The organism is Agrobacterium pusense (genome assembly GCF_013285525.1).
GTDB lineage: Bacteria > Pseudomonadota > Alphaproteobacteria > Rhizobiales > Rhizobiaceae > Agrobacterium > Agrobacterium pusense.
The window spans coordinates 61,612-87,861 of sequence record NZ_CP053858.1 but is presented as its reverse complement, the minus strand read 5'-3'; the positions used below and the strand labels follow the sequence as shown (position 1 = coordinate 87,861).

At 58.1% G+C, this 26,250-nt stretch carries 23 protein-coding genes; 12 read left to right on the top strand and 11 right to left on the bottom strand.

Annotated features, from left to right (window positions below; all coding sequences use genetic code 11):
* Positions 1–34 precede the first annotated feature (34 nt).
* Positions 35–1,426, bottom strand: a complete 1,392-nt coding sequence (locus HQN82_RS23515; protein WP_045534749.1) for a dihydrolipoyl dehydrogenase family protein — start codon at positions 1,424–1,426, stop codon at positions 35–37.
* Between the two features lie 178 nt (positions 1,427–1,604).
* Between HQN82_RS23515 and HQN82_RS23510 the strand changes: the two genes are divergently transcribed.
* Positions 1,605–2,441: an alpha/beta fold hydrolase gene (locus HQN82_RS23510; protein ID WP_173616098.1), complete on the top strand. Its 837-nt coding sequence runs from the start codon at positions 1,605–1,607 to the stop codon at positions 2,439–2,441.
* 55 nt (positions 2,442–2,496) lie between these two features.
* On the opposite strand, the gene HQN82_RS23505 is transcribed toward HQN82_RS23510, so the two are convergent.
* From HQN82_RS23505 to HQN82_RS23480, 6 genes are all read right to left on the bottom strand, one after another.
* A complete protein-coding gene (locus HQN82_RS23505) occupies positions 2,497–3,558 on the bottom strand; it encodes a molybdopterin-binding protein (RefSeq protein ID WP_045534747.1) in 1,062 nt (353 codons plus the stop codon).
* Positions 3,531–4,253: an XdhC family protein gene (locus HQN82_RS23500; protein ID WP_045534795.1), complete on the bottom strand. Its 723-nt coding sequence runs from the start codon at positions 4,251–4,253 to the stop codon at positions 3,531–3,533. Before HQN82_RS23500 ends, HQN82_RS23505 begins: the two co-directional genes overlap by 28 nt.
* The gene (locus HQN82_RS23495) at positions 4,253–4,561 is read right to left on the bottom strand and encodes an XdhC family protein (RefSeq protein WP_111791593.1); all 309 of its coding nucleotides are present in this window, start codon (positions 4,559–4,561) and stop codon (positions 4,253–4,255) included. The genes HQN82_RS23500 and HQN82_RS23495 overlap by 1 nt, the downstream gene beginning before the upstream one ends.
* A gap of 41 nt (positions 4,562–4,602) precedes the next feature.
* Complete coding sequence (locus HQN82_RS23490; RefSeq protein WP_045534743.1) at positions 4,603–5,052, bottom strand: (2Fe-2S)-binding protein; 450 nt, start codon at positions 5,050–5,052, stop codon at positions 4,603–4,605.
* A 23-nt stretch (positions 5,053–5,075) separates the two neighbouring features.
* Complete coding sequence (locus HQN82_RS23485) at positions 5,076–5,453, bottom strand: c-type cytochrome (RefSeq protein WP_045534741.1); 378 nt, start codon at positions 5,451–5,453, stop codon at positions 5,076–5,078.
* 207 nt (positions 5,454–5,660) lie between these two features.
* The gene (locus tag HQN82_RS23480; RefSeq protein WP_234904957.1) at positions 5,661–6,215 is read right to left on the bottom strand and encodes a helix-turn-helix domain-containing protein; all 555 of its coding nucleotides are present in this window, start codon (positions 6,213–6,215) and stop codon (positions 5,661–5,663) included.
* Positions 6,216–6,425: 210 nt separating this feature from the next.
* Here HQN82_RS23480 and HQN82_RS23475 point away from each other — a divergent pair, with 210 nt between their 5' ends.
* The 6 genes from HQN82_RS23475 (at position 6,426) to HQN82_RS23450 (ending at position 12,871) form a co-directional block, all read left to right on the top strand.
* A complete protein-coding gene (locus HQN82_RS23475; protein ID WP_234904956.1) occupies positions 6,426–7,202 on the top strand; it encodes an SDR family NAD(P)-dependent oxidoreductase in 777 nt (258 codons plus the stop codon).
* A gap of 236 nt (positions 7,203–7,438) precedes the next feature.
* On the top strand, positions 7,439–10,219 hold the full coding sequence (locus HQN82_RS23470) for an ATP-binding protein (RefSeq protein ID WP_173616097.1): 2,781 nt from the start codon (positions 7,439–7,441) through the stop codon (positions 10,217–10,219).
* A gap of 128 nt (positions 10,220–10,347) precedes the next feature.
* Positions 10,348–11,178, top strand: a complete 831-nt coding sequence (locus HQN82_RS23465) for an alpha/beta fold hydrolase (protein ID WP_111791590.1) — start codon at positions 10,348–10,350, stop codon at positions 11,176–11,178.
* 23 nt (positions 11,179–11,201) lie between these two features.
* Positions 11,202–11,921: a hypothetical protein gene (locus tag HQN82_RS23460; protein WP_045534734.1), complete on the top strand. Its 720-nt coding sequence runs from the start codon at positions 11,202–11,204 to the stop codon at positions 11,919–11,921.
* Between the two features lie 124 nt (positions 11,922–12,045).
* Entirely contained in the window at positions 12,046–12,522 is a 477-nt protein-coding gene (locus HQN82_RS23455; protein WP_045534731.1) for a hypothetical protein, read from the top strand.
* A 1-nt stretch (position 12,523) separates the two neighbouring features.
* The gene (locus HQN82_RS23450; protein WP_045534729.1) at positions 12,524–12,871 is read left to right on the top strand and encodes an anti-sigma factor family protein; all 348 of its coding nucleotides are present in this window, start codon (positions 12,524–12,526) and stop codon (positions 12,869–12,871) included.
* Positions 12,872–13,002: 131 nt separating this feature from the next.
* Here HQN82_RS23450 and HQN82_RS23445 read toward each other — a convergent pair whose 3' ends face one another.
* The gene (locus HQN82_RS23445; protein ID WP_045534727.1) at positions 13,003–14,688 is read right to left on the bottom strand and encodes an FAD-dependent oxidoreductase; all 1,686 of its coding nucleotides are present in this window, start codon (positions 14,686–14,688) and stop codon (positions 13,003–13,005) included.
* 104 nt (positions 14,689–14,792) lie between these two features.
* Positions 14,793–14,978 carry a hypothetical protein gene (locus tag HQN82_RS23440; RefSeq protein ID WP_111791589.1) on the bottom strand — a complete coding sequence of 62 codons (186 nt, stop codon included), beginning with the start codon at positions 14,976–14,978 and terminating at the stop codon, positions 14,793–14,795.
* Positions 14,979–15,166: 188 nt separating this feature from the next.
* On the opposite strand from HQN82_RS23440, the gene HQN82_RS23435 reads away from it, so the two are divergent.
* The 5 genes from HQN82_RS23435 to HQN82_RS23415 all read left to right on the top strand — a co-directional run bounded on the left by HQN82_RS23435 (position 15,167) and on the right by HQN82_RS23415 (position 22,908).
* The gene (locus tag HQN82_RS23435; RefSeq protein WP_234904955.1) at positions 15,167–16,357 is read left to right on the top strand and encodes an efflux RND transporter periplasmic adaptor subunit; all 1,191 of its coding nucleotides are present in this window, start codon (positions 15,167–15,169) and stop codon (positions 16,355–16,357) included.
* Positions 16,354–19,539, top strand: coding sequence for an efflux RND transporter permease subunit (locus tag HQN82_RS23430; protein ID WP_173616096.1), 3,186 nt, complete (start codon positions 16,354–16,356; stop codon positions 19,537–19,539). The genes HQN82_RS23435 and HQN82_RS23430 overlap by 4 nt, the downstream gene beginning before the upstream one ends.
* 144 nt (positions 19,540–19,683) lie before the next feature.
* Positions 19,684–20,646: a GlxA family transcriptional regulator gene (locus HQN82_RS23425; RefSeq protein WP_045534719.1), complete on the top strand. Its 963-nt coding sequence runs from the start codon at positions 19,684–19,686 to the stop codon at positions 20,644–20,646.
* 195 nt (positions 20,647–20,841) lie between these two features.
* Positions 20,842–21,600 carry an SDR family oxidoreductase gene (locus HQN82_RS23420; protein ID WP_045534717.1) on the top strand — a complete coding sequence of 253 codons (759 nt, stop codon included), beginning with the start codon at positions 20,842–20,844 and terminating at the stop codon, positions 21,598–21,600.
* 99 nt (positions 21,601–21,699) lie between these two features.
* On the top strand, positions 21,700–22,908 hold the full coding sequence (locus tag HQN82_RS23415; RefSeq protein WP_045534715.1) for an MFS transporter: 1,209 nt from the start codon (positions 21,700–21,702) through the stop codon (positions 22,906–22,908).
* Positions 22,909–22,975: 67 nt separating this feature from the next.
* Here the strand turns inward: HQN82_RS23415 and HQN82_RS23410 are convergent, their stop codons facing one another.
* Both HQN82_RS23410 and HQN82_RS23405 read right to left on the bottom strand, forming a co-directional pair.
* On the bottom strand, positions 22,976–23,608 hold the full coding sequence (locus HQN82_RS23410) for a glutathione S-transferase N-terminal domain-containing protein (RefSeq protein ID WP_173616095.1): 633 nt from the start codon (positions 23,606–23,608) through the stop codon (positions 22,976–22,978).
* Positions 23,609–23,931: 323 nt separating this feature from the next.
* Positions 23,932–26,082, bottom strand: a complete 2,151-nt coding sequence (locus HQN82_RS23405) for a xanthine dehydrogenase family protein molybdopterin-binding subunit (RefSeq protein ID WP_045534711.1) — start codon at positions 26,080–26,082, stop codon at positions 23,932–23,934.
* Between the last annotated feature and the right edge of the window lie 168 nt (positions 26,083–26,250).

Genomic DNA, 26,250 nt, shown 5'->3' with positions numbered 1-26,250 from the left:
TTGGCTGGGGTCATTATTAATCTCCGAATTATTTCTAGTTGCGCTTGGTCGGAGCGCCGACATTTGCAAAGAGCATGTTGAGACCTTCGGTAATCGTAGGATGGGCGAAAATCCCATCGCGCAATGCGGTGAAAGGCAATCCGCCTTGCATGGCCACCTGGACGACGCTCATCACGTCACCTGCGTTCACACCGAGCATGCTGAAACCAAGGATGATGTCGCTGTCGCGGGCGACGATGGCCTTCATGAATCCTTTGCGCAGCGACAGGGTTCTCGCACGCGGAATGACATCCATGGGGAGCTTGGCAACGCGGTAATCAACACCGTCCTTCGCCATATCGGTTTCGTTCTTGCCGATCCTTGCGAACTCGGGATCGATGAACACGCAGTATGGGATAGTACGATCTTTGGTGGTACGGTTTCCGCCGCTCATCGCGCTTTTGACGATCCGGTAGTCATCGAGCGAGGCATGGGTAAACATCGGCGTGCCGGCGACTTCGCCCATCGCCCAGACATCGGGAGCACTCGTGCGTAGTCGATCGTCGACCTTGACGAAACCGCGCTCGTCGACCTCAACCCCGGCAAGCTCCAACCCAATGTTGGCCGTGCTTGGCTTTCGACCCGACGCAACCAGGATATGCGAACCTTCGAACGATCGGCCATCGGCGCAATGCACCGTGACGCGATCGCCGGAGCGGCCCGAAACGGTCAGGTCGTAAGCGCTGAGAGCCACTTCCACGCCTTCCGAATCGAGGATTTTCAAGATTGCTTCGCTGACGTCGACATCTTCGCGCGGAGCAAGCCGCGGCCCGCGTTCAACGATAGTAACCTCGGCGCCGAGACGCCGAAATGCCTGCCCCAATTCCATTCCGATATAGCCACCGCCAATCACGATGAGGCGCGTGGGTAACTCTCCCAGTTTCAAAGCATCCACGTGCGTAATCGGGTCCGCGTCGGCAAGCCCTGGGACATCCGGAATGTCTGCAACGGTTCCGAGATTGATGAACACCTGATCGCCTGTTAGCGTCCGCACGCCGTTCTCGGTTTCAACCTGGATGGTCTTGGGCGCGACAAAGCGACCCCAGCCCAGAATCAGATTGAATCCGCTTGCATTGAAGCCCGCCTTGTTCGTCGCGACCATCTCCGCGACCACCCTCGCCGTGCGATCTCTCACCAAATCGATGCTGTGGCGAACGCTGTCGACAGTAATTCCGAACTCGGCCGTATTCTTGATCGTGTGTGCGACCTCGGCGCTGCGAATGAGGGTCTTGCTGGGGATGCAAGCGACGTTGATGCAAGAGCCGCCGATCATGCCAGCTTCTACAACCGCAACTTTCTTCCCTGCCTTGGCCTGCTCCATCGCCAGCGTCTTGCCCGCCTTACCGCCACCAAAGATAAGGAAGTCGAATTTTTCAATATCGTTCATTGCTGCCTCGCGGTTTCGATTTCGCAGCATGGAACCACGCCTGGGCATCCCGATATTGTAAGATGCGGCCGCTCGAAAACCTGCGGGGGAGCCGGATTGTCAAAGATCTGTGGGCTCTTCCAAGCCTACCCTGACTATAGATTTTGCCGAGGCGGCAACCGAACAGGAGGCTATTTCGATGACCAACGGCTTAAACATGCCTGAGACAACCGGATTCATATCTATCGACGGCATCAAGGTGCGAACTGTGAGCACTAAAGACGCTCAAGGCATTCCCGTATTGCTTACGGCCCCTTGGCCCGAAAGCATCTTCGCATTCAATCTCGTGTGGCCGCGTATCAGCGAGCTCGGACCATTGACTGCAGTTGATCTCCTGGGCTTTGGCATGTCTGAGGGCCGGTCGGACCTGATGTCGCCCCACGCCATGGGGGATTTCCTCATCCGCATCATGGACGCCCTCGATATCGAACGGGCGCACGTGGTGGCGCCTGACGTCGGCACGCTCGCCGTGCTTTACGCCGCCAGTCGCCATGTGGAGCGCTTCGAGAGCATTGTGGGCGGTAGCGGTGGAACAAGCGAACAGCTTTTTGGAGAGTCCCTGCGTCAGATCATGACGTCGTCAAAGAGTGACTTCGCTGATTTCGATGGTGGTAAACGTGTCTATGAGTTGGTGAAGAGCACCGCGCGCGTTTCAATTCCAGAAACCATCCTGGAGGACTACAGGAACTCTTCCGACGGCCAACGGTGGAACGAAGCGGCCGACTTCGTCCGAGCCTATAAGCAAGACCTTCCGATCCTCGCCGGCCTGCTGCCGTCGCTCCAAACACCGACGCTCGTCATCTCAGGCAAAGATGACCCCATCGTCCCGCCCGCCAACGGGCAGTTTCTTGCAGACCGACTTCCACACTGCCGCGCCGAAGTCATCGACGCCGGCCACTTCGTCTGGGAAGACGCAGCAGAGACATACGCCGAGTTGATTTCAGAGTGGATTTCCGGCGGCTACAAAAGAGTTTGATGCTGTTATGCGAACATGCGCAGGCCTTCGCGAACGTGTACTCGCCGGCCTGCGCTCATAGCCCCGATAATGCGGTGTCACGGAGCTGCGGGACAGCTTCGTGACTGACGGAGGCTTCCCTTAACTGCGGCCTCGACGAAATCTCCTTGAGCAGCCCCCCGACCCCCATCCTGGCAATCGTCCCGCTGTCAATGCGGTCGCCCGCAAGCGTCCTGTCCAGCACCCAATCAAGACCGTTCAAGGACGGACTGCGTGCGCAGCCCGGTGCTCCGATCACGGGAATATCCGCAATCGCACCGATGACTATCAGGTTACCCGGATCTACAGGCATCCCCACTCGCTCCACCTTTCCACCTGCTTCACGGATAGCAGCAGGAATGACATCGTTTGCGTCTGCAACGGCCGACGCCCCGAAAACGATGACCAGATGATTGGATCCCGCCCTTCGATCGGCTTCTTCCCTCAGGACGTCGGCCAGTGCGTTTATATCGTGTTCCGAATATAGCTCCGACACGAGCGTCGAGCCTCGCTCCATCAGCCTGGCTGCGGTTATTCGCGCGGTCTTCTCGACTGTCTTCGCGCCAAGTGACGGTAGAGTGGTTGAGATGAGCGTAACGGCTCGGGATTCAAACGGCCATACGGATATTGGTGGCCGCGTGGAAGCCACCAACCTCGCTGTCTCGACCGTCCGATATCCGACTGCAAGCGGAATGATCTTCAGGGTGCCGACGAGCTCTCCCTCGACTACCCGGCTGCGGTCAGCCAGACAGGCAAACGTGACCGCTTGATTGATGCTATTGAACGAATTGATCAAGTCTCGCTCGGCGATAAACAGGCCATCGGCTTTGGCGTAGAAATTTACCCTTCCACCCACGGCTGACTTCGAAAAAACTCCCTCTTTGGCAAAAGGAGCGCCGAGGATATCGGCGGCTGTGACCTCGTCGATCTCGTGTTCTTCGAACCGATGGGCAAGTACGCTGGAAATTCCGTGCGAAAGGAAGAATGCCACATCTTCGAGGGACAAGGTGTGCCCTTTGGAGAAGGTCCTGCCTCCGACCGCAAGACGGTGTCCGAGCATCATCCCGGTAGCTATTTCTGTCTCAAACTTGCCGAACATATCGTCTTTCCCGCCTCATACCTGGACCGTCGATGGGCGATAATCTCAGCCAGGATGGCGACGGCGATTTCACCCGGCTCCCTTGCGCCGATATCAAGACCGATCGGGCCCCGAATGCGCTCCAGGACAGACTGTTCGAAACCAGCCGCTCGCAGGCGCTCCAACCTTGCAAGATGAGTTCTCGAGCTACCGAGAGCCCCGATATAGAAGGTTCCGGCCCTTAGAGCTTGCTTGACCGCTGGATCGTCGATTTTCGGGTCGTGGGTAAGAGCGACCATCGCGGTGTTCGCGTCGACAGATATCTCCTCGAAAGCCTCATCGGGCCACACCGGAAGCAAGATGATGCCGGGAAAGCGATCTTCGGTTGCGAAAGCTTCTCTCGGATCGACAACGATGGTCTCCATCCCGGCCTGGCTGGCCATAGGGGCCAGCGCCTGCGCGATATGGACTGCACCGATGATCATGAGCCGGATCGCGGGAAGATGCACATTCAGGAAATATGGAATACCGTCAATCTCCGTACGATAGGAAAGACCGCCAGCCAGGGCTTGGCGTGCTGCATCGGCGACCGCGCTGTCGATGCCATCGATAGCCGTTAAGAGTTCCTGGCTTCCAGTGGCGAGATTGATGATCTCGACCACCGGGATTCGACGGGCTTTCGCCGAGTTGAGGGCGGTAACGAGACTGAGGTCCATTAGCTCAGCCTCGATACAAAGACGGAGATGATGCCGCCGCACGAGAGGCCAACACGCCAAGCTGTTTCGTTCGCAACGCCGAATTCGATGAGCCTGGCTTCGCCGCTGCTGATCACGTCCAGTGCTTCAGTGACGACAGCGCCCTCGACGCACCCGCCTGAAACCGATCCTTCGAAGTTACCCTGGTCATCGACGACTAATCTGCTGCCGACCGGTCGGGGTGATGAGCCCCATGTGCTTACGACGGTTGCAATAGCCACTTCTTTCCCGGAACGGTGCCATATTTCGGCGGTTTCCAATGGATCCAATTGCCTGTTCCTTATTCAAGAATTTTGACCATGGAACACCCTCAGGCCGACGCTGAGTGGATTGCTTCGCGGATCCGGACGTATGTGGCGCATCTGCAGATGTTGCCTGCCATGGCCTCATCTATCTCAGCGTCGGTCGGCTTCGGATTGACAGTGAGCAGGGACGTCGCCGACATTATCTGTCCAGACTGACAGTAGCCGCACTGAACGACTTCCTTGTCGAGCCAGGCGGCCTGGACTTTCGCCCCGATTTCCGTTTCGCCGACGCCTTCGATCGTTGTGATTTTCTGGCCGTCAATCATGTCCATCGTCGTCTGACACGCTCGGACAGCCATACCGTCAACGTGGACAGTACAGGCGCCGCACTGGGCAATGCCGCATCCGTATTTGGTGCCTGTCATTCCGAGGATGTCACGAAGCACCCAAAGAAGTGGCATGTCGTCCGGGGCATCGACCTGGTGGGTTACGCCATTGATAACGAGGCTTTTCATGTTTCTGCTCCTCTAGTGCCGGATTATTGGACAGTGAGTGTTTTCAGGTAGGCGATAACATCGGCGCGATCCTGGTCCTTGGGGATCGAGATGGTCATTCGGGTGCCCTTAACGACGCCCGAAGGCGACTTGAGGAATGCGTCCAGCGCTCGCTCGTCCCATGTCACGCCCGAAGACTTCATTGCGGCCGAATAGCTATAACCTTCAGCTGTTCCGGCGGTCCGCCCAACCACACCAAGGAGCCCCGGCCCCACCCTGTTCTGTTCGCTCGCGGTGTGGCAGGCACTGCAACGTGCGAAAAGTTTCAGGCCCTTTTCCGGGTCGCCATCGGCCCGAGCAGTCGAATCCGGGAGCGCGATCGCTACCCAGCCGAGGGTCAAAAGACAGAGATATTTCCTCACAGTATCCTCCGTTGAAAATGCAGTGACCCGGCGAAGCTGGATTGCTCCACCGGGCGTTTACGAACACGCGCCATCATGCTGCATGCATGAACCTGGAGATCTGATGCTGCGTGAGATCGCACCGATGAACGCCACCTCTTCCCGATCAACCTCGTCACCGCGAGGAAAAGGCCGCCCGAAATCATGTTTCGACCAGGTGCCATGGCCTTACATCGCCATCACGCGTTCAGACGACTGTGCGAGCCTTGACCATGGCTGCGACGCAACCGGGACAGCCGATCCACTGGCATGGCGTCGCCGCCAATTGAGGGGGGTCACCCCGACCAGTCGTTTGAATACCTTCGAAAGATGAGCCTGGTCGCTAAGCCCGCAGGCCTGCGCAATCTGACTGAGCGGCTCGTCGGTAGAGGTGATAAGGTATTTGGCCGCTTCGATCCGCCGCGCGAGGACGTAGTCGTAGGGCGACTTGCCGAACGAAACTTTGAAGCCCTTGGAAAAACGGCTCGCGCTAAGCCGAACCTGAGCCCCGAGCTCCTGCACCCTTATGCAGCTTTCGACATTGTCGTCGATGTAGCGCATAATCTTGTTTTTCTGCCATTCGGCCAGACCTGCAACCGTCCTGCCGCGAGGAAACGTTGGCGTCCTCGTCGGAGCTAGTGCTGGTGTCGGGAAATGCGCCGTAAGGCCATGCGGGTTCAAACTCCACACCACGACCTGATTATTTGCGGGACGCAGTTGAGCGGATGAAACTTGGTTTGGCATTGGCGTAACTCGTTGCTTCGGATGCCCTTGAACCTAGTCTGGGCATTCGGCGCTAAGCGAGTTAAGCGATGTTAAGTCTGATTAGCAGTGTTACGGATTGTGTGTTTGTGGGGTGCTGCCCAATCTTACAATACGGGTATTGGCTCTTCGCGTATCCGGGCTCGATGGGCGAAGTTCGCAGTACGCTTCGTTGCCGTTGTTCTGAAGGAAATGTCAGTGCCAGAATTGCCCGACGACATCCTACGTCCGCTCGCAGGCCGAGTGGCGCTGCTAACAAACGCCGATAAGGGCGTAGGACGGGCTACGGCGAGGCTGCTCGCTATAGCCGGAGCCGACTTGGCCCTAACGGTCGATGCTAGCGAATTCTCCTCGGATTTCATCACCGAACTTCAGCGGTTCGGCAACCGCGTCATCACCTTCGATTGGCCCAACGATGGATCGGGAGTCGAGTGCGCGCGACTCGCGCGGGGTGTGATCTCTGCGATGGGTCGGATAGACGTCCTGATTGCTAACGCACATCATCGCGCCCACTGGCAGATCGATGACGTGGACATGGATGAGGACGCGCTTGAAGCACAGTATTCGGGAACCGTGATGGCTATCGCAGCTCTGGTTCGGGCCTCCGTCCGGTTTATGGGAAACGGGGGACGAATAATCGCACTCAGTGCCAGCCTCGCGGACAGGGTAGGCGCTCCCGGTTTGGCAGACTACGCGGCAACCCGAGCAGCCATCACGGCTTTCTGTCGCGGCGCGGCCCACGACCTTGGGCCGCGGGGGATCAATGTCAACGTGGTCCAGATCGGGTCGATCCAGACCGAGCTCTCCGAGGCATCGAGCGAAATGCTCGAGGCGGAGAAACAGTCTAACGTCCTCAAGCGCCTGGGAAAGCCTGAAGAGGTCGCCCAAGCAATCCTTTTCCTCGCCGGTCCAAATTCCTCTTTCATCACCGGAAGCGTTCTGAACGTTGATGGTGGATACAACGCATAAAGAGAATCCGACAGTTCATTCGCTCAATGGTTCGTTGCATAAACTGACCGGTTGGTCTATCTCCGCAATAAGACCAAAGGCGAGCCTGACGTGGGACAAGACCGCTTACAAATTTTTCCTCTCGGAGCTTTGTGCGCCGTGCCTACACAGGCGACTGTGCCCCTGTTCGGCTGTCCTGGCAATCGAGCCTCATCATCTGCGCGTCAGCCCAGCTCTAACCCGGCCGGATATCGTCAATGACCGTACTGAGGTTTGGACGATTTGAGTTGGATACCGCCCAGCGGAAGCTGACCGAATCCGGCAACGTGCTTCAGCTTGGCGGTAAGGCATTCGACATATTAGCCGTACTTGCAACATCGGCGGGGGAAGTGGTCAGCAAGGAAACCTTGCTCGCAGCGGTATGGCCGGATACGACCGTAGAAGAGGGCGCGCTGCGCGTGCACCTGGTCACACTTCGAAAGCTTCTGGGTGATCGGACTAGCGGAAGATACATCGAGAACGTACCGGGTAGAGGTTACGTTTTCGTCATGCCCGTGGAGGGTTCCGGGGTCGGGTCCGTCAATCAGGCTCCTGCCAAACCGCAGGTTCTGCAGCAGAGCTTTCCGCGACTGACCGAACGCCTCATTGGTCGAGACGACTTCGTGGCAGAGACCGCGCAAATGCTCTCGACCAATCGTCTGGTAACGATTTCGGGCGCAGGCGGTGTTGGCAAGACGTCCGTCGCGCTGGCCGCTGCCGAAATCATAAGTGCTGCTCGCGAGGTCTTGTTTGTCGATCTCGCCTCGTTAAGTGACGAAAAGCAGATCGCTCCGACTGTGGCGAGCCTGCTCGGACTAAGTGTTGTCATCGACAACGCGGAGCATGCCGTCCTTGAAGCATTGGCCGAACGAAACCTCCTTCTTTTGCTCGACAATTGCGAGCACGTCATTTCCAAAGCGGCTTTCATCGTCGAGGACATTTTGGCGGCCGCGAAGCAGGTGACCGTGCTTGCCACAAGCCGCGAGCCCTTGCGCATTGCCGGGGAAAGGATACGACAGCTACCTTCCCTTCCTGTACCCCCGGAAGACAGCCCCCAATCCTCGCTACTGAAATATCCTGCGGTCGAGCTTTTCGTTGACCGGGTTATGTTGTCGTCCGAACTGGAGGACTTCAACAATCCCGAAACGCTTGCAGCGGCTGCATCTATCGTCCGGCGTCTCGACGGCATCCCTCTGGCTATCGAACTTGCCGCGTCCGGCGTCGCCAACCTCGGACTTGCCCATCTCGTCAGCTCGTTGAGCGACCCGCTCGCGGTTCTGCGACGGGGACGGCGAACAGCGCCTCCAAGGCAGCAAACGCTGAGAGCGACGCTCGATTGGAGCTTTGATGGCCTGACGGACAAGGAACGCCTTCTGTTCGAATATTGCGCGATGTTCGCCAGCGCTTTTTCGACCGAAGCCGCCCAGACGCTCTGTGCGGGCGTAATGCCGGAGGAGGATTTCTACGAGGCTTTTGATGGCCTGTTCCTGAAGTCGCTGTTTTCGGTGAGCGGTGGCGACGGGAAATATCGACTTCTCCAAACAACAAGAAGCTACGCTCTGGACAAGGTCAGGAGAGGAGATCAAGCAAGGCTGCTTCATGCGGCCCACGCGGACTATTGCGAAAAGGCGCTTGCTAACGCCGCTCGTGACTGGCCGACGCTGGCGACCGCTGACTGGATGCGGCTGTATTCAGATCTGATCCACGATATCCGAAGTGCGATCCATTGGTCATTCGAGTCAATTGAAACGGCCGAGTCGGGAATGCGCCTTGCTGCCAATTCCAAGATTCTCTGGGTTCAACTTGGATTGATGAACGAGCAGATACAGGTCCTCGACGAAGCCTTGAAACGCGTCCCCGGATCTGCGCACGAGGGAACGGAAACGGAGCTCGACCTCCGGATTTCCAAAGGAAGCGCGCTGTACCACGTTCAGGGATACTCGAAAGACGGCGATGCCCTATACGAAATTGACCGCGGAATCGAAATAGCGGAAGCAGTCGGCAATCTAGGCAAGTGTATCCAGGCAAATGCGGCAAGAACGGCCATCCTGTGCTCGCATGGCAGATACCAGGACGCAATCGATGCCGCGCTTGCGCTACGGGACAAGAACCCACAGGTGTCATCGCATGTGTTTAGCGCGATGCTTGGGCACAATTACTTCTTCAACGGGGAGCTCTCTCGCGCGCGCAAGGAAATCGAGGGTTCGCTAGACGATGGCAGCGGGTCGATCAGGAGGACCTCGAATGCCGGACTTGGTTTCGACCAGCGAATCTCGGGCCTGGCGGTCCTGGTGTTCGTAGAATTCCTCGAAGGCAACATGGTCACCGCCATGGATCTCCTCAAGGAGTCGGTACGGGAAGCGGAGGATCTGGGTTACTCGATCGCTTCGTGCCTTCTTCTGATGCTGAGCGCGTTTCCGATGGCTTCGCTTGTGGGACGACATAGCGAGGCAAGTGAATACCTCGACAAAGCAGAAGGCCTGGCGAAACAACAACGACTGATCCGTTGGCAACAGTGGATTTCGTCCTATCGGAATGGGCTGTTTGGCGATGACAATCACGGCGGCCTCGAAAAGGAGCTCTCAGGCGCGGCGGCACTGAGGCTGGAATACTTCGTGGTCATTGCCGGCGAGCGCGCTCGTAAAACCCACATCGAGCGCGCCCTCCAGGGTGATGCGGGTTGGTGCCGTCCGGAGTTGCTTCGCTTGTTGGCAATCGCGGAGTTTCCGACAAATCCAGAGCTCGCGAGGAAGATTGCCGCGGACGCGGTAGCGCTCTCGCGCAAGATGGTGGCGACGTTCTGGGAATTACGTTGTCTGATGGCCGCGTACGAGCTCTCGTCGCGCTCCGATCAACCCGGTATCATCGATGACATCGAGGCGGTAATCGGCAAATTCGAACCAGGAAGCAAGACTATCGATCTCGAAGCGGCGACGGACCTGATACGTTTGGCTCCTTGCCGCAATGGTCTGACGTTGGAGAGCGATTCCGCCTCCTAGTTCGATCCCGACTGCGACCGGGGCGCTATCCATAACCCAACTTAACACTGATTAACTCGCGTAACGGGACATTAATCGGCACTTTCCTCCACACCAACATGGTCGTGATGACAAGGAAAGGATGCCTGATGTCCGTCAAACTCGAGGAAGCCGAAACAAGATATGTCGAGGCCCACGGAGTTCGCTATGCGTACCGTCGGCTAGGCCGTGAGACTGGAACCCCGCTGGTTCTCTTGCAGCATTTCACCGGAACGATGGACTCATGGGATCCGGCTGTAGTGAACGCTCTTGCGGTGGATCGACCCGTAATTGTTTTCAACAACGCAGGGGTCGGAACATCCGGGGGCAAAACGCCCGATACCGTTGACCAGATGACGACGGATGCTGAGAGCTTCATAGCCGCCCTCGGTTATGACAAGGTTGATCTTCTCGGCTTCTCCCTCGGTGGGTTCATCGCACAGCTTATGGCTGCTCGCCCAGCCGTCAAGGTCCGCAAGATCGTACTCGCGGGCACCGCGCCCAAGGGTGGCGAAGAGCACCTGATGCAGGTCGTCGAGGAGGCATTCGCGCGAAATGCCGAGGACGTCCGCCTTCCCCTCTTCTTCACTCCATCGGAACCAAGCCAGGCTGCTGGACAGGCATTCGTCAATCGCGCCGCTGTTCGCACACATCAGCGCGATCCGGAGAGCCCGGATTCCGTCAGCAATCCGCAGGCAGCCTCCATCATCGGATGGTGCGCGGACAAAGACCCTGCCCATAAGTCGTTGAAGGCGATCACACAGCCGACGCTCATCGTACACGGCAGCGACGACACGATGTTCCCCTCCATCAACGCGTACGAGATGTTCAAGAACATGCCGAACGCCACACTCGTTTTATATCCGGACTCTGGTCACGGCGCGCTTTTCCAATATCCCGATACGTTCGTCGCCCACGTCCAGCACTTCCTGAACAGCTAAACAACGCAACCACGGAGACGAAAATGCCTTCCCTCGTCGAGAAAATCATTGCCGCCCATGGCGGCCTGGAAAACTGGAAAAAATACACACGCCTCACGGCGCACCTCAAACAAGGCGGCGTCTTGTGGCCGCTGAAGGGGCATTCCGGCCAGCTTGACGTAACCAACGTCTCGGTCGGCCTCGGCGAGGAGTGGGCTTCCCATGACCCCTTCAGCGCCGAAGGAAAAGTGACGCGGTTTGAGCCGGGTCTGGTCCAGATCAAGGATGCACATGGTAAGGTCCTCGAAGAGCTCAAGGATCCTCGCTCGTCGTTCGCCGGCCACACGCTGGAAACTCCCTGGTCCGACCCGCAGCTCGCCTATTTCGCGGGCATCGCCATGTGGACGTACCTTAACATGCCCTTCCTTCTAACCGCGCCGGGCGTTCAAGCGGAGGAGATCGGCGAGTGGACTGAAAATGGGGAGACTTGGCAGCGTTTGAAGGTCACTTTCCCCGCCAACATTGCTACACACAGCACCGTTCAGACCCTCTACGTCGACGACGCCGGCCTCCTCAAGCGGCATGACTACGACGTCGAGATTGCCGGAAACACGCCTGGTGCTCACTACATCGGCGGCTACAAGGAAGTTCAGGGACTGATGTTCCCGACCGAACGACGCATTTTCCCCAGACAGCCGGACGGCAATTCAATGCCGGAACCGCTCGTCGTATCGATCGATCTTTCGGACATCCATCTTTCGTGAGGTAGCGGGCGCGCGGGCAACCACCCGCGCGCTATGCCGCTTGCAGGGCTCGTTGCCCCGCTTTCCAGGCCAAAATTGCCTGGAATCCTACCGAATAGACCCGAAATGTTGACTGGTTGCGCTCATGAAAGAGTTTACAAAAAACGTGTTGCCGCACGTTCCGGCCTTTCGAAGGTTCGCAAGAGGGCACGCAGCAGACATTGGGTCGGCCGATGCACTTGTGATGATCGCATTGAAAACGCTGAAAGCACGTTGGATGTTCCTCGGTTTCGGTGGCCTCAAGATCGAAGGCTACGGCCTGATCCATAGTCTAGCAGACGACAATGCCGCGATCTCCGACGACGCTGACAGCGAACCGATCCCGGAGAATGACACCGGGATCGCGTGCGCCCTGAGAAGATTGACGACACTCGACCGGAGCATGATCCTGCTCACGTCAGTCGAACAGCTGACTTTCCAGGAAGTCGGGAGCGCCTTGGGCATACCTGACAGCTTCGTAATCAACGAACTCCCTCTCGCGAGAGAGCGATTGAGGGAGTTCGTCGAGATTCCGCTGCGGGCGAGCGCGCGCAGAGGCGCGCATCTCAGGAGCATCAAATAATATGCCGGCCATCACCGAAATCGAGATCCAGCTCTACATCGACCACTGCCTTCCCGAGGAGCGCAAGCACGCCGTCAAAGAATACCTGTATGATGACCTGACGGCCGCACAACGGGTCGGGGCATACGAGCGCCACGCCGATGCGCTCAGGAGAGCACTCTTTCCTGTCGCCGAAATGCCACTTCCTTCGATCTTCGAGCCAGGCGCGCTCGAGACGGAATTGTCGCTGTCGCCTTTGAGGCATCTCAACTCGATCGCCGGCGCAATCCTCGCCGCCCTCATCGCCTACGTTGAATGGGGATGGTGGCGAGTGCTCGAAGAGCAGATAGCCCATTTTCTGATACGCTAGCACAGGGAGTGTACGAAGTCCGTTTCGCGTGCTCCATCGGGCTCGGATTTCGTTTCTCAACAAGAGACGCCTGCTGTCGAGGATAAATGCGTTTCCGCTGGTGGCCTTTACTGTGCCTGCGCTTGCTTCCGTCAAACCGTGACGTCGAGAAACTTCAGCGCCTGATGTATTTGGCTGACGACCGCGGCACCCTCGCCCACTGCTGCCGCTACTCTTTTGGTCGAGCCGGCGCGCACATCTCCGATTGCGAAGATGTTGGGTATGCTCGTCTCCAGAGCGAACGATTGCCGCCCGAGGAAAGACGAGACGTCTTCATCAAACCCTCTGCCTGTAAGCACAAAGCCGTTGTTGTCCGTGTCTATTTTCCCGCCGGTCCAACTCGTATTCGGATCGGCTCCGGCGAACAGGAAGAGGTGGCCGAAATCACAGGCTCTCGTCTGCATCGATTTCTTATGCTGCAGGATGCCTGAGACATTTGGTCCATCGTCCCCGCTGACCGAGACCAGTTCGCAACCCAGATGTATTTCGACGTTGGGCAACGCCGCAATCCGTTCGATGAGATATGATGACATCGTCTCGGAGAGGTCGCGGCGAACGATCATGTGCAGCCGCTTGACGCGTGGGGCGAGGAAAACTACGGCCTGGCCCGCTGAATTTCCGCCCCCGATAAGGGCAACGTCCGAGTTCTCGCAAAGCTTGGCCTCAAGCGCGGAGGCCCAGTACGAAACAGCGGTGTCCTGTATCCTTTGCAAACCACCGATCTCGGGCGTGCGATACCGCGCACCGGAGGCAATCACGAGCGACTTCGCACGAATTGACTGCCCGTCCTCGAGTTTCAAGGATATGGGTGCCGACCGTGCACGAGATATTTCCGGGGCCGTCAGTTCCCTGACCTTTAGCGGCAACGCAACCTCTACCCCGAATTTGAGCGCCTGACTGAAGGCCCGCCCCGCAAGTGCTGCTCCAGAAATTCCGGTCGGGAAACCGAGATAGTTCTCGATACGGGATGAACTGCCCGCCTGCCCGCCGATCGCGCGCTGGTCGATAACAATCGACCGCAGACCTTCGGAGGCCGCATAGACCGAGGTGGCCAGACCTGCAGGCCCCGCTCCCACGATCGCAACGTCGTAAAGGATCTCCGGATCGAGTTCAGGCGTGATACCGAGACATGTCGCTGCCTCTCCCACGGTCGGGTTTCTGAGCACCGTGCCGCTTGGGCAGATCATCAATGGCAGTTCAACCGCCGTTATTCCGAGTCGCTCAACGAGAACGAGCCCATCCTCATCCGACCCGGCATCGAGCACCGTGTGGGGATATCCGTTGCTGGTGAGAAAGCCCTGAAGGCGCATAAGCGAAGGATCAGCTGACGTCCCGACCAGGATCGAGCCGCCTACGCCGGCATCAAGGTAGGCGACGCGCCTTAGGATGTAAGCGCGCATGACAGTCTCGCCGACTTCCGCGGACCCGATGATGAGTGCGCGAAGGTGCGGCGCATCGAAAGCGATAGCCACGCATCCGTCAGGTCCACCCTTAAGTCCTGATAGTGACGGGCGGCCGGATAGCTGGTTTATCTCGCCTGAGATCTGACCTGTCTTGTGTGCGGCGACATCCTGATCGCCGCGAAAACTGTCATGCCGAAACGCATCGATCTGCCCCTCGAGAACCAGAAAGGCTGGCGCGTTCCGCTCGCCGACAGGAAATATCTCCTGGCCGGGCTCGAATGAAAGCGGCCCAGCGCTGGCGAATCTGCGGGCCGTCTCGACCTGCAAAGGCGTCAGTGTTGGAAATCTCTGATAGTCGCGGGAACCGCTATCCATGGTCCGTTCCTTTTGTCTGCACGCAGTGAGGCCGCGCACGAGGTACCAGGCCCTTGAAAGCGCTCGACCAACATTTCAAGCCCGGGACGCGCCCAGGCTTTTCTTCACTCCATCTTGCCGGACGCCGGAGGATCGCTCGCCGGGAAGCTTTCCTGGAGTGCTTCATCGAGAAGCACATCTGCAGGGGATGCAGGCGCGTGTCCCACTACGAGGGTGATATCCGATAACTCCGGCAGAGTTTCGATACCGTCCCGAACAGGCTCTTCGCTGATCTCAAACTTCATGTTCATCGTTTCCGAGCTCCTTTGACCTCAGACGTTTTCTAACAATCACCCGAGAATCGATATTGGACGATCGGGTTCCGCTGGGGAGGACCGATCTTACAATCGTTTCTTGCTCGCCTCCGGCAGTCTTTTCGAGTGTGCCGCACCGACGTTGACCTGCGATGCGCATTTCCGCAACACCACAGGGGGCTTTGATGAAGTACCGCTCGATTCCATTTTCACTTTGGCTCCTCGCTTGCAGCGTCGCTTTGACCTCGGTCGGAGTTGCACAGGAAACAAGTCCCGCGCCCCAGGTCGTCGTGGCCAAGCCAGTGCTGCGCGATGTCGTAGACCGCGATGAATTCATCGGCCGCTTCCAGGCTGCTGAGGAAGTTCAAATCCGGGCGCGCGTTGGCGGCTACTTGCAGGCGATCAACTTCAGGGATGGTCAGCTCGTCAAGGAGGGTGATCAGCTCTTCGAGATAGACCAGCGCCCATTCTTGACGGCACTGAACCAGGCGCGAGCCAACCTCGCTGTTGCCACTGCAGGCCTCACTTATGCGCAGGCGCAATTCGATCGCGTCAATTCTCTGGTGAAATCCGGAAGCCAGACGATATCTACCCTCGACGACCGTCGCCGTGAACTGGATTCAGCACAAGCGAATGTCCAGGGCGCACAGGCGACACTCGATCGTGCGAACCTCGACCTCACATATAGCCGGATCACCGCACCGCTCGATGGCCGTATCGACCGTCATCAGATTTCGGTGGGCAATCTCGTCCAGGCCGACCAGACGGTACTGACCTCGATCGTCATGTTGGATCCGATCGATTTCTATTTCGACATCGACGAGCGCAGGCTCCTGAGCTATGCCGAGACGGCCCGCAAGAACGGTGAAGTCCTGCAGAGTGGCGGCGGCGGATTGAAAGTCTCCGTCACCCTTGGCGACCGGGCCCGCACCAAATTCGAAGGGACCCTGGACTTCGCCGAAAACCGGGTCGATCCCCAGACAGGCACTCTTCGCGCCCGCGCCCGGTTCGCAAATCCGGACTTCGCGTTGCAGCCAGGGCTATTCGGCCGCGTCGAGCTCGAGGGGTCGAACTCCTATCAGGCAGTCCTTATCCCGGACGAGGCTATCAGCTCGGACCAGGACGAGCGCGTCGTCTTCGTTGTCGGGAAGGACAATACGGTCAGCACGAAGGCCATCCGGCCCGGCCCGCGGATATTCGGGTACCGGGTCGTTCGTAGCGGCCTTGACGGAAGCGAATCCATTATCGTGAGAGGCGTCGTGCGTGTGCGCCCCGGCATGAAGGTCGATCCCAAGGAAACAACGCTGCCTTCGGAAAACAAGGACCCCGTTGCCTCTGCACCGGAAAACGCATCTGCATCGGAGGCTGGCCAATGAGGTTCGCCCACTTCTTCATTTCCCGTCCGATCTTCGCTTGCGTCATCTCGCTTGTTCTGATGATTGTCGGAACGATCGCCTATTTCGAGCTTCCGGTCTCACAATATCCCGAGATCGCGCCTCCGACGATCGTCGTAAGGACCTCGTATCCTGGAGCCGACTCTCAGACGATTGCTGACACCGTATCGACGCCGATCGAGCAAGAGGTGAATGGCGTCGAGGGCATGCTTTATATGTCTTCCTATTCGAGCGCAGACGGTGCAATGACGCTTACGATCACGTTCGCCCTGGGAACCGACCTCGATAAAGCTCAGGTTCTCGTGCAGAACCGTGTGGCAGTCGCTCTTCCCCGATTGCCCCAGGAAGTGCAGCGCCTCGGAGTCACCACGACCAAAAGCTCGCCCGACCTCCTCATGGTCGTGCATCTGCTCTCGCCGAATGGCCGATACGACCAGCTATATACGTCCAACTACGCGCGAAACCGCGTCAGGGATGTGCTCGTCCGCCTGCAGGGCGTTGGCGACATCCAGATTTTTGGGGAGCGGCAATATTCCATGCGCATCTGGCTCGATCCGGAGAAGCTGTCTTCATATGGAATGACCGCAACCGACGTCGTGAACGCTCTGCGCGATCAGAACGTCCAGGTTTCCGGCGGCTCGATCGGGGCGCCGCCCACAGCAAGGGAGAACCCGTTCCAATACACCGTGCGCACAGACGGTCGCTTCCAGGATGCCCGACAGTTCCGCTACGTCATCGTGAAGTCAACGCCTGACGGCAGACTCGTAAAACTTGAAGACGTCGCCAGGATCGAGCTCGGTGCGCGTGACTACGTGACGAACTCCTATGTCAACAATCAACCGGCGGTCGGGATGGGTATTTTCGCGCGACCTGGTACGAACGCGCTGCAGACCGCTGCGCAGATCAAATCGATCATGAAAGATCTCTCTGGCCAGTTTCCGCCCGGTCTGGAGTATCGGATCATCTACGACACCACGGCTTTCGTGTCGGATTCGATCAACGAGGTCTATAGGACGATCGGCGAAGCGATCGTGCTTGTCGCCATCGTCGTTCTCATATTCCTGCAGTCCTGGAGAACGGCGATCGTCCCAATCGTCGCGATCCCGGTTTCACTTGTCGGTACTTTCGCCTTCCTGGCGGCATTCGGCATGTCCCTGAACATGCTCACTCTCTTCGGTCTCGTGCTTGCAATCGGTATCGTGGTGGACGACGCGATCGTCGTGGTAGAGAACGTAGAGCGCAATCTCGCGAACGGTATGTCGCCTCGTCGGGCAGCGCACGTTACGATGGATGAAGTGGGTACGGCGGTCATCGCCATATCGCTCGTTCTTATCGCCGTGTTTGTGCCGACGGCCTTCATTCTGGGAATTTCGGGCCAGTTCTACAGGCAATTCGCCGTGACTATCTCGATCGCGACAGCAATTTCTGCACTCAACTCGCTGACCTTGTCTCCGGCCGTTGCAGCGATCGTCCTGCGCCCTCACGATCACTCGGAGACGAAGACGAACCCCGTGACGAAGCTCACGAAATGGTGTGCCGATATCTTCAACCATTGTTTCGACAAACTCAGCTCCGGCTACTCCGCAATCGTCCGGAGTATCGTCAGCTCGAAAACCGGTCTAAGCTGTGCAGTTGTCGTTTTCGTCGCTCTCCTCGGAGCAACCTGGTTCCTCAACACCAAGGTGCCGAGCGGCTTTATTCCGATCATGGACCAGGGTTATGCGATCGTGGTCGTCCAGCTTCCGGAAGGCGCATCCCTCGACCGCACCGATGCGGTGATCAAGAAGGCCGGAAATATCGCCAAGGACACACCTGGTGTCGCCAATGCGGTGCAATTTGCAGGTTTCAGCGGCGCAACCTTCACTAACGCTTCGAACGCTGGCGTGATTTTCACACCATTCAAGCCGTTCGAGGAACGGCTGGCGACCGGGGACACGTCCGAAAAGATCATCCGGGCGCTCTATAAGAACCTGCAGAGCGTCGATGAGGCCTTCATCATTGCCATCCCCCCTCCACCGGTTCAGGGCATCGGCAATTCGGGCGGCTTCAAGATGCAAATTATGGATCAGGACAACTCGAACATGACCCGCATCCTCGGCCTGGCTCAGCAGATGATGGTCGAAGCGAACCGGACGCCAGGTCTCACCGGGGTCTTCACCACCTTCTCGGAATCTAGCCCGGAGTATTTCCTGGATATCGACAGAGACAAGGCGCAGTATCTGAACGTTCCGATCCCCAATATCTTCGACACTCTATCCAGCAATCTGGGCGTCGCCTACGTCAACGACTTCAACGCGTTCGGAAGAGTCTATCAGGTCCGTGCCCAGGCGGACAAACAGTTCCGCCTTGAGCGCGACGATATGCTCGATCTCAAGGTCAAATCCGCAACTGGAGCCCTTGTTCCGTTAGGAACGCTTGCGAACATCAGGGAGACAAGCGGCCCGACGCTTGTCCAGCGCTATAACATGTATGTCTCTGTCCCTCTCCAGGGCAACGCCGCTCCTGGCGTTTCTACGGGCGAGGCGATCGCAAAAATGCAGCAGCTTGCCGCAAAGACGCTACCATCAGGTACGACATACGAGTGGACCGAACTGTCCTATCAGGAAACCCACGCTGGAGGCAGCGCTGTCTACATCTTCGCGCTGTCGGTAGTCTTCGTATTTCTCGCACTGTCCGCACAATATGAGAGCTGGATCCTGCCGGCGGCAATCATCCTCATCGTTCCGCTGGCGGTGCTGGGTGCACTTTTCGGGGTCTATTTGAGGGGAATGGACAACAACATTCTCACGCAGATCGGCTTCGTGGTTCTGATCGGCCTGGCGGCGAAGAACGCCATCCTGATCGTGGAATTCGCGCGCCAGGCGCAAGACGCGGGAAAGACCGCGGTGGAAGCAGCTATCGAAGCCTGCCATCTGCGTCTGCGCCCGATCCTCATGACGGCACTCGCATTTATCTTCGGCGTCTTGCCACTCGCGATCGCCGAGGGTCCAGGAGCCGAGATGCGGCGGTCACTCGGTACCGCCGTGTTCAGCGGCATGATCGGCGTCACGCTATTCGGCCTGTTCCTGACCCCGGTGTTTTACGTGCTGCTACGGTCGCGATATGTGCCGAGGAAGCTCGGCGAGGACGAGTGTGTGCCGGAGACGAGACAGGCGGCTGAGTAACCTTCTCCGATCGAAGCCATCGCGAGCCGAAAGCCGCGGTGGCAATCGCAATATCGCCAATCCATATAGACAAGGTCTGCCGGCGTCACCGATAGGAAGTAACGTCGGCAGTATCGCATTGAAAGCAGCAGGAGTAATCAGGCTATGCGCAGCGTGGGTTTCATTCTCGAGGATGGTTTCCAGGTCATGGGACTGGCGGCGCTCTCCGCGTTCGAATTCGCAAACCAGGAGCTGGGCGAAGAGGCCTATCGGCTGACCGTGATGTCTGAAAAAGGAGGGACGGTCAGATCTTCGCTGAACATCGGCATCCAGACCAGGAAGCTCGAAGAGTATCCCGATACACTAATGGTCGTCGGCGAACTGGTTCCGCGTGCGTCCTCACCGGTACTGCGTCAATACATCGTCAATGCAGCCACGGAATGCAGGCGTATTGCGGGTGTCTGCACAGGAGCCTTCCTCTTGGCAGAGGCGGGCCTGCTGGATGGTCGGCTCGCCACAACCCATTGGGCGCACGCACGCGATCTACAGCGGAAGTTCCCGCAAGTCCATGTCGACGAAGACCGCATCTTCGTTCACGACGAGAATATCTGGACATCAGCCGGAATGAGTGCCGCTATCGACCTGACCTTGGCGCTCATCGAGGATGACTACGGGGCGGCGCTTTCGAAGACGATCGCTCGCAAGCTTGTCGTCTATCACAGGAGGCCCGGCGGGCAGTCCCAGTTCTCCGCTCTTCTCGAGCTGGAACCGCGCTCCGACCGTATCCGAAAAGCACTTGTCTACGCAAAGGAACATCTTCGAAATCCTTTGAGCGTCGAAGAACTCGCGGATACCGCGAATCTGAGCCCTCGTCAGTTCAGCAGGCTGTTCCGTGAAGAAACTGGGCATTCACCAGCAAAAGCCGTCGAGCGACTCCGACTCGAGGCAGCAAAAGCCATGCTCGAAGACGGAACCCATCCCGTCGAAATCGTGGCACGCGACACGGGTTTCGCTGACCGGGACCGCATGCGCCGCGCATTTCTTCGCTCATTCGGACAGCCGCCTCAGGCCGTTCGTCGTACGCTTAAAATGATCGAAGGCGCTGGACTGGAGAAAGTGGAGAGCTGACGTCCTCAGACATGCAGCGCCCCTAAGAGCCTCTTAACGAATGAATGAAGCCATCGCCAATTTCACGATCGACCAATGTCCTAAAATGCTGCTTCCTTGACATTTGAGACGATCGCATTTTGGGACATGATCCTCCAATCGAAACCGAGCCGATACGCCTAGAAATACGCGCGTCTCAACGAACAGGAGCGATCCATGAAAACGACAGGTAACACCATCTTCATTACGGGCGGGACTTCCGGTATCGGCCGCGGGCTGGCGGAAGCCTTCCACAAACTCGGAAACAAGGTCATCGTCGCAGGCCGCCGCAAGGCGTTGCTCGACGAAGTCTCCGCGGCAAATCCGGGAATCGATGGCGTTGAGCTCGACATCAACGACATTGACGACATCCATCGCGTCGCCAGGAAGCTGATCGCCGAGTATCCCAAGCTGAACGTCCTGGTCAATAACGCGGGCATCATGCCGTTCGACGACGCTTCCGGCCTGGTTGACGACGAAGTATCGCGTCGCATTATCGACACGAACCTGCTTGGCCCGATCCGCATGACCTCCGCGCTCGTTGAACACCTGAAGGCGCAGCCCGAAGCGACGATTATCAATAATACGTCGGTACTCGCCTTCGTGCCGCTCGCTTCGAATGCGGTCTATTCAGCGACAAAGGCAGCCCTTCACTCATACTCGCTTTCGCAACGGTTCATGCTTCGCGACACCAATGTGAAGGTCCAGGAAATCGCTCCGCCATGGGTCGATACGGATCTCGTCAAAAAGAGCGGTGATCCGCGCGCGATGCCGCTGGATACTTTCATCGAAAAGACGATGAAGGGTCTCGAGACAGACGCCCCGGAAGTTTACGTCGAGGAAATTGCGGCCCTTCGCGATAACCCGGGGAACAATGAGCACGCCTTCGTCCACGGATTCAATGAATCCTTGGCGGCAAACCCGATCCCAGTCTAAGCCCTCAAAATCGCGGCATTGCTTCCCGGTCAATGGCCGGGAAGCAAATTCCGCGGGGAATCCGTCATGTCAAATCGACTGAAAATCACAGACAACAGGATGTCGGGTGACGGCGTTGTGCAGAATACAGAAACGTCGGCACCGTCCCTGGTCCCAGCCTATTTCCTCGCCCTCGGTACCTTTGCCATCGGCACCGAAGGCTTCATGATCGCGCCTCTCCTACCAACCATCGCCGACGATCTGGGCATGAGTATTTCGACGGCCGCCATTTTGGTCGTTGTATTCACGCTCGTCCTGGCCATCAGCTCGCCGATCACGACCGTCGCGACCGGACGCATGAATCGCCGGGACACGCTGATCGTGGCAATGACGTTGTTCACTGTTGGTAACCTTGCCGCCGCTTTCTCTTCCACCTTCGCCACCCTGCTCGTAGCGCGCGTCCTGATGGCGGTCGCATCGGGTCTTTACGTCCCGAGTGCCAATGCGCTGGCGGGTGCCATAGCCGGTCCGCATAGACGTGGTCGCGCCCTTGCGATTGTCAGCGGCGGGATGACCATCGCGATTGCACTTGGCCTGCCCCTCGGCGCATTGGTCGGCCATGCGTTTGGTTGGCGTGCCACGTTTCTGGCTGTCGCGGTTATGGGCCTCATCGCGATTATCGGCATCTTGACGGGCATACGGCGTCAGGTGGGAGACGGTATGACCGTCGCTAGCCTGTCCGAAAGGGTCAGTGTGATTCGCCAGAAGGCGATCCTGGAGCTACTCGCCGTGACCCTGTTCTGGTCCCTGGGTGCCTATACTGCCTACCCTTACATTGCGCCCTACCTGAAATCCGAACTAGACTTCGGAGTGACCGGCATCGCTGCAACCGTTTCAATGTGGGGTATCGCCGCCGCCATCGGAGTAACCACTGGCGGAGCGCTCAACGACAGGTTCGGCTCACGCAAGGTAGCTACGACTTCGCTGGTCCTTTTGGCACTGTCTTTCCTTGCTCTTGCCGCAGTGACGGGCCTGACGCCATCAACTGCACTGGTTCCGACCCTTGTTGCGATCGCCGTATGGGGTTTCAGTGTCTGGTCCTTTTTCCCGGCACAAATGGCGCGCCTCATCCAGGCCTCGTCGCCGTCCCAGGCGTCGGTATCTCTTTCGTTGAATACGTCAACGATGTATCTCGGCTTCTCAATCGGAAGCGCTATCGGAGCGGCCATCGTTGGTGCCGGCGACATCTGGCTCATCGGAGTGGCAGCAGGTGCGGCTGAAATTGTCGCCCTACTCCTTGACCAGCGCTTCAAGCGCCAAGGGGTTTGAGCACGAACGCCTCTTGAACGCTCGGCGGCGATGTCCGACATCGCCGCCGAATTTCTTCATTTGCGCGTCACGGCATCGGATCAGGATCGTCGATAACAACGAGCCCGCGCCCCTCCGCATTCAGAGCATCCCGTACCGACTGCCGCTCAGATACAAGCTTGAGCAAATTCCTCACGCGAGGAAACTCATCGGTCGGGATCCCGAAATGCCTCGCCCAGCTCCCGATCACGAAAAGATAGGCATCGGCGGCCGTGAAGGTTTCCCCGGTCAGGAACGGTCCTTTGAGGCTCTCGTCGAGGAATACGAGGCGGCTACGGATACGTTGTAAGACGAGCGTCCGCATTTCCTCGTCGATTGGCCAAAACATCGGTACGAAACTCTTGTGCAGTTCCGCAGCGACGTAGCTCTGCCACTCCATGACGCGGTAGCGCTGCATGGTCCCCGGTTCCGGCATCAGGTCACGACGTCCCGCGAGATCACAGAGGTATTGGGCGATCACGAGGTTCTCGGTCAGCGTCTCGCCGTTGTCCAGTTCCAGTAGTGGTACCATTCCCCGCTGGGCGACCTTCCAGTAGTCGGAGCCATCCGCGCGAACTTTGGCAGTGACATTGATCACCTCCAGGTCGAAAGGTAGACGCGTCTCGCGCAAAAGGATGTGGACGGAGAGCGAGCTTGCTCCAGGATGCGTGTAAAGTTTCATTGGATGATCTCGATTGAGTGGGAGATTAGACAACGGTATAGGGCGTGGAATCTACGCCGCATGATCTTGCCGATGGAATCACGCGGCTTCCGCAGTGGTCCTCGACGAATTCCAGCCGAACTTCGGGCCAGAAAGCGACTGCACTTTGCGACCCGCCAACGACGCGCGGCATCGACCATGTAGTCTCGTGCTGAAGACGGCACCGCCCGCTTTTAGGCAGCTGTAGGTGCCAATTCGCGTGACACATTGCGGTCGGTTTTCGTTTGAGCCAAGAGACGGCGCGCGATCACAGTTGAGCCAACGCCGTCTCTCAGCTCCTGTTGCTAGCTCAGAGCTGCCTCCGCGAGTGGCAATGAACGGATGCGTTTTCCGGATGCCGCAAAGATCGCGTTCGCGAGCGCACCTGCGGCAGCAGCCGTTGCTGCCTCGCCCACGCCGCCCGGGTTCTCCTGGCTCTTGATGTGATAGATTTCGATCTTGGGGATCTCGTTGATCCGGAGCGCTCGGTACATATCGAAATTGGTCTGGTCGACTGCTCCGTCGGTGAAGGTGACCTGATTGTACATGGCGCTGCTCAGCCCGAAAATCACACCTCCCTGCATCTGGGCTTCCACGGTATCGGGGTTGATCGTGATACCACAATCGACCGCGATGACCGATCGAAGAAGCTTCACTTCCTCTTTTGTAATCTCGATATCGAGGACATGTGCGAGATAGCTTCCGAACGCCACCTGAAGTGAGACCCCCCGGCCTCTTCCGGCTGGAAGCTTTTCGCCCCAGCCCGCCTTCTCCGCCGCCTCGTTCAGGACCGCCAGCGCGCGTGGGTTTTTGGTCAGCATCCTGCGTCTGAACTCGACGGGATCCTGCTCGATCGCCGCAGCCATTTCATCCACGAAACTTTCAACTACGAAGAGATTGTGCGACGGACCAACTCCACGCCACCAGCTCGTATTGACGCCGTCGGGCTCGTTGCGGACATAATCCACGAAAACCGCGTCCTCGTCGTAGGGCGTCTCCGAGGCGCACTCGATCGCATCAGGATCGACACCCTTGATGAAGGCCGCGGGCGCGTAGCGTGCAAAGATCGAGGATCCCGTCACACGGTGCGTTCGCCCAATGAGCCGACCATCCTTGTCCAACCCCGCCGCGACCCTGTCGTAATAGTAGGGACGGTAGTAATCGTGCGTCATGTCCTGTTCTCGGGTCCAGACGAGCTTTACCGGATACCGGATATCCTTGAGGAGCCGGGCGGCGAGTTCGATCGAATCCACATCAAGGCGACGTCCGAACGCCCCGCCGATCAGTTGATTATTCACAACCACACTCTCCTGCGGCAGTCCGGTTGCTTCCGCGACGGCCTTTTGTGCCCGCACCGGAACTTGTGTTCCGACCCACATCTCTGCCTTGTTGTCCTGAATGTGAAGCGTGCAATTCAGCGGCTCCAGCGGCGAATGGGAGAGAAAGGGCGACTCATAGACAGCGGAGAGCTTCACCGCCGCATTCGAGATCACCGAGGCGGCATCCTTGTCGTTGCGGATGATCACACCCTGTTGCTGCGATGCCTGTTCCAGTTTCTTGATGATCGAATTGAGGTTCATCGATCCATTGGGTCCGGCCTCCCATTCGATCTCAAGCGCATCGACGCCTGCCTTAGCGGCCCACATATGATCGCCGATTACGGCCACGGCGTCGGGCAGCTTGACGATATCGTGAACGCCTTTGACCGCTCGCGCTGCATCTTCGTTCATCTTCGAGATCAGCCCCCCGACCACCGGGCTTATGGCCAGGGTCGCAAATTTCATGTTGGGAATGATGATGTCTATCCCGTAGATAGCGCTGCCGTTCACCTTATGCGGGGTATCGAGGCGCTTGGCGCGGGTGCCGATGACCCTAAATTCCGGAGGCTCCTTCAGCACAACGTTTTCAGGAACTGACAATAGCGCAGCTTTGGGCGCGACCTCGAGGTACGTCATAGATCGTCCGGTGGCATCGTGATGGACGACGCCTAGCTCGACACGGCACTCCAAGGCCGGCACCGACCATTCGGAAGCGGCGGCCTGAACCAGCATCATCCGCGCGGCCGCCCCAGCCTGCCTCAGGCGCATCCAGTCGGCCCTCGTCGACGTCGAACCACCTGTCGACTGGTCGAAGAGAAGCGGATCGAGATATTTCGAGAGGTCTGGAGGCGCGGGTTGGAGCTTGACCTGATCAAGTCCAACCACGAGTTCTTCGGCCATCAGCATGGCGCTGGACGTGAAGATGCCCTGGCCAACCTCGTGATGAGCCATGATCAGAGTGATGCCGTCGCTATCGATTTTGATGAATGCATTCGGGAAGAACGATTTCTGGTTCTCCTGACCGGCGGCGACTGCGGCTCTCCCGAGGCGCGGCAGCTGGACCGAAAGCACCAATCCTCCCGTCGCCAAAACCGTGCCCTTCAAGAAATTTCGTCGCGAGTGCAAGTTATTGATCATCGCTCTCTTCTCCGGTCCGGCACCATGGATCTGACAAGGAAGCCCACATTCCGGACAGATAACATCTGTGAACTTCGATCCGGGAACTTGCGTCGGTATCGAATGGGTTTCTTGAACGATCCGGCAGCAACAGCGAGAACTTTAAAAAAGACATTCTGATCGGATCCA